Raw genomic sequence first — 1,337 nt, 5'->3', positions numbered from 1 at the left:
TGTCGGTAGCTAATCAAGTTGTCCGGTTTGGTAGCACATCATTTGTCCGCTTCAGTTTGCGTCGAAGCGGTTCACGCAGCTCTGCCGATTGAGCATCCATCCAGGATTGGTGCGCCATCTGAGGTGTATGTCGCGATGCGGCGGGGGCCGTGGAAGATTGCGAGCGTACCATCCGGGTATTGCCTGACCTTGACTGTAGCTTTGACGAAGTGGTGTCGGACCGGGCTTTGCGGCAGCTGCAATCTGAGCCGCGCGAAGGCGACAGTGTTGTCGCGGGCAACGACGCGCTCTTCCTGGAGGCACAATATCTCGGTCAGCGCCGCCGGATCGGCGGCAACGAAGGCGCTGTCCTGGACCGCGGCCGGCCTGGCGAAGCGGGCATTGTGGGCAGGCAGATAGGTCTGCGCGATGAAGCGGTTGGCGGCCTCGATATCGGCAATGCCGGTCAGCGCCAGCTCCTTTGGCAGCCGGTCCTGCAAGGTGGAGAACATCCGCTCCGAGCGGCCCCTGGCTTCAGGCGAATAAGCCGGAATATGCTCGATGCCCAGTTGCCGCAGCGCCCGCCCGACCTGGGTCAGCCGGCTCCTGTCGACCGCCTCGCCGGCCTTGAGCGTCACGAAATAATGGCTGCCGCGATCGGTGTAGAGGCTCGAGGGCAGGCCTTTGGCGGCAAAGGTCTCCATAAGCCCCTGAAAGCTCGACGCCGTGCCTTCCTCGGCAACCAGAAAGGCCGAATAGAGCTTGCTCGTGGCATCGTCCATCGTCACGATCAGGTCCAACAGCGGCTGGCCCGCCAGCCAGGCATGCCGGCTGCCGTCCTGGTGCAGCATCATCCCCTCGCATGGCTTCCTTTCCCGCTTGCGCCGATGCGCCCCGCGTCGCTTGGCCCGCTCAACCAACCCGGCTGCATGAAGCTGCGTCTTGATGAAGGTGTAGCCCCAACTGAAATGATGATCGCGTATCAGGTGCTCGTGGAAATGCTTCACATTCCAACCAAGGTAGCGATTCCGATAAAGCTCCAGCATCTCCTCGATCGCTTCCGCAGGTACCCGGCGCGTCGAAATCTTGCCCAAGCGGCGGTCTCGCAAGCCATCCTCCCCAGCCTCTTCGTAGCGGTCCCGGTACCGCCGGAACTGACGTTCCGACATGCCCAACAGCTCACCCGCCTCCATCATCGAAAGATCACCGCCATCCCAGCGGCTCAAAACGTCCCGAAACTTCTGCATCCTCCGGTCCTGTAGCCATGCTGTCCGTCCCATCCCCAGCCTCCATTCGCTGGCGATAAAACCGGACAACTCATGTGCTACCTAACCCGGACAACTCATGCGCTTACGACA

General features: G+C 61.6%; 1 protein-coding gene. It reads right to left on the bottom strand.

The genetic code is table 11. The features are described 5' to 3' along the window. Window positions 1-71: 71 nt before the first annotated feature. A complete protein-coding gene (locus tag LB528_RS30105; RefSeq protein ID WP_224518630.1) occupies window positions 72-1,226 on the bottom strand; it encodes an ISNCY family transposase in 1,155 nt (384 codons plus the stop codon). Window positions 1,227-1,337 lie beyond the last annotated feature (111 nt).

Source organism: Mesorhizobium sp. CA4 (assembly GCF_020165075.1).
Lineage (GTDB): Bacteria > Pseudomonadota > Alphaproteobacteria > Rhizobiales > Rhizobiaceae > Mesorhizobium.
Note: the sequence above shows the minus strand (reverse complement) of the source record. Positions and strands in the feature narration are given on the sequence as shown.